This is a genomic window from uncultured Candidatus Kuenenia sp. (assembly GCF_900696675.1).
Taxonomy (GTDB): domain Bacteria; phylum Planctomycetota; class Brocadiia; order Brocadiales; family Brocadiaceae; genus Kuenenia; species Kuenenia stuttgartiensis_A.
This window is the reverse complement of record NZ_CAADGZ010000235.1, coordinates 1-2,275: the sequence shown is the minus strand read 5'-3', so window position 1 is coordinate 2,275 and position 2,275 is coordinate 1. Positions and strand designations below refer to the sequence as shown.

Below are 2,275 nucleotides of genomic sequence, written 5' to 3'. Positions count from 1 at the left end.
ATTGGTCATCGTGGAAACTGCCGCCCGCTGGATTTGATCTTTCATGCCATAATCTTTGGAAAACTGCTCTTTCTTGGTCAACGTATAAATCATCTTCACAAGGACACGCGCCTCTTGCCAGGCTTGGATATCTTCAAAGCGTTTTATCAGCGCCATATTAACCTCCTCATCTGATTATGCAACCTGATACTTGATACCTGACACTTGATACCTGATACCTGATACTACTAAGAAATTATCTCAAAAGGCATTTTGAGCCAGTCTGCGAAACCAGAGCATAGCACAAGCGAGTTGAAGAAGCGCAAGATAGTTTTTGGATTTCTTTTCGTAACGGATCAACAAACCGCGACATTTGGATAACCATGCTAATGTCCTTTCCACAACCCATCTTCGGGCAGGATACTTTTTTTACCCTTGTGCAACTTTTCTTCACCAATGCGGCGCACATGCCCAGTATAGTGATGCTTCTCTATCGCCGTTGCGCTGGTTGGGTTGTCATAGCCTTTATCCAAACACAGGTGTTGAGGCTTCGACTTGGTCACTTTGGGTCGATCTACAATGATGGCTTCAATCGTTTTGTCCAGCAATTTCGCATCATGGACATTGGCCCCTGCGACGACAATCGACAACGGACCACCCAGCCGATCGGTCAAAATGCTCTTTTTCGAGCCGTTTTTGCCTCGATCCGTTGGATTGGCGCCAATTTCATCCCCTCCCAAACGAGCCTTGCCCATCGTTCCATCGGCGGCTTGCCATTCCCAATCTACCAACCCCAATGCTTCACATTCTTCCACCAACAACGCCCAAATCTTGGGAAACAAATCGATGTCCACCCAATGTTGGAACGTTCGATGGATCGTAGAATCATCGCCATACACGCGCGGAATATGATTCCACTGACAGCTTGTGCGAATCCGAAAAATCAAGGCGTCCAATACATTACGCGGATTGATGCGTGGTCTGCCCGTTTCTTTGGGCGGGTCAAATTCCAGAATAAGAGGTTCTATGCGTTCCCATAGTTCGTCTGAAACTTCCCAGATCGTTGCGAGTGGCTTCTTTTTCTTCATTCGTCATTTTCCTTTGCTGGCATCAAAATTATATGTCCTCAAAGTGTTTTGAGATAGTTACTTAACTGATGTTACGCAGGGAGCAGTTGGAAAATCGGATAAGATTGGAGCATGGACAAAGCCCAATTAGAACTGTACACCGATTACCTGCTCAGTACGTTTGGCTATGCCACCGCAACGGGTCTTTCAGCGATGGTGAACGGACAAGTCAGTCACGATCAAGTGACACGCTTTCTGTCTGGAAAGGAGTATACGTCAAAAGACTTATGGCAAGAGGTCAAGCCAACGGTTCGCCAGGTCGAACGGGAAGACGCGGTCGTGATCTTCGATGACACCGTCCAGGAAAAGCCCTACACGGACGAAAACGAGGTGATGTGCTGGCATTATGATCACAGTAAAGGCCGAGCGGTGCAAGGTTTCAACCTGCTCAACTGTCTGTATCAGGTTGGAGACATCTCCATTCCCGTGGCCTTTGAGTTGATCCGCAAGCCGCTGGAATACTGTGACCTCAAGACGCACAAGCGGAAAAGAGCCAGTCTGGTCACCAAGAACGAGTTGATGAGAACTATGCTGGACGTCTGTGTGAAAAACAAACTGAAGTTCCGCTTTGTTTTGTTCGACATTTGGTTCTCATCCAAAGAAAACATGAGCTACATCAAGGAGACGCTCAAAAAAGACTTCGTGTGTGCGCTGAAATCCAATCGTTTGGTAGCCCTGAGCGAAGAAGATTACCAAAACAACCGTTTCACCTCGATTGAAGAACTGCCCTGGCAAGAAGAGAGCAAGTTTACAGGCTGGCTCAAAGACGTACCTTTTCCTGTACTCATCGTGCGCCAAGTCTTTACCAACAAGGATGGCAGCACGGGAATTCTCTATCTTGCTTGCAGTGACACAACCGTGACGCGGGAGTTCATTCTAACGACCTATCAAAAACGATGGCCGATAGAAGTCTTCCACAAATCGCTCAAACAAAATACTGCTTTAGGCAAAGCGCCCGTGCGACGCGTTGTAACCCAGAACAATCATGTCTTTGCTGCGTTGTTTGCTTTCTTCAAACTGGAATGCTTGAAAATCAAACGGAAACTCAAGCATTTTGCTTTGCGCTCACATTTGTATCTCAAGGCCATTCGCGTGGCTTATGAGGAACTCCAAGTCCTCAAGGCTGCGTAACATCAGGTAATAATTGAAATTGTTGAGGCGAACTTATT

At 46.9% G+C, this 2,275-nt stretch carries 2 protein-coding genes; one reads left to right on the top strand and one right to left on the bottom strand.

What is annotated here, in order from left to right:
- Positions 1 to 240 precede the first annotated feature (240 nt).
- Positions 241 to 1,067, bottom strand: a protein-coding gene (locus QZT26_RS17265; RefSeq protein ID WP_295103937.1) for an IS5 family transposase whose coding sequence is annotated in 2 segments (ribosomal slippage) — positions 241 to 410 and positions 410 to 1,067 — 828 coding nt in all. Because the reading frame shifts where the segments join, the coding sequence is not laid out codon by codon here.
- Between the two features lie 111 nt (positions 1,068 to 1,178).
- On the opposite strand from QZT26_RS17265, the gene QZT26_RS17260 reads away from it, so the two are divergent.
- Positions 1,179 to 2,237, top strand: a complete 1,059-nt coding sequence (locus QZT26_RS17260; RefSeq protein ID WP_295103935.1) for a transposase — start codon at positions 1,179 to 1,181, stop codon at positions 2,235 to 2,237.
- Positions 2,238 to 2,275 lie beyond the last annotated feature (38 nt).

Bases quoted from the DNA above. Each gene is read 5' to 3' on its own strand.
- QZT26_RS17260 (WP_295103935.1), top strand. From the start codon at position 1,179: ATGGACAAAGCCCAATTAGAACTGTACACCGATTACCTGCTCAGTACG.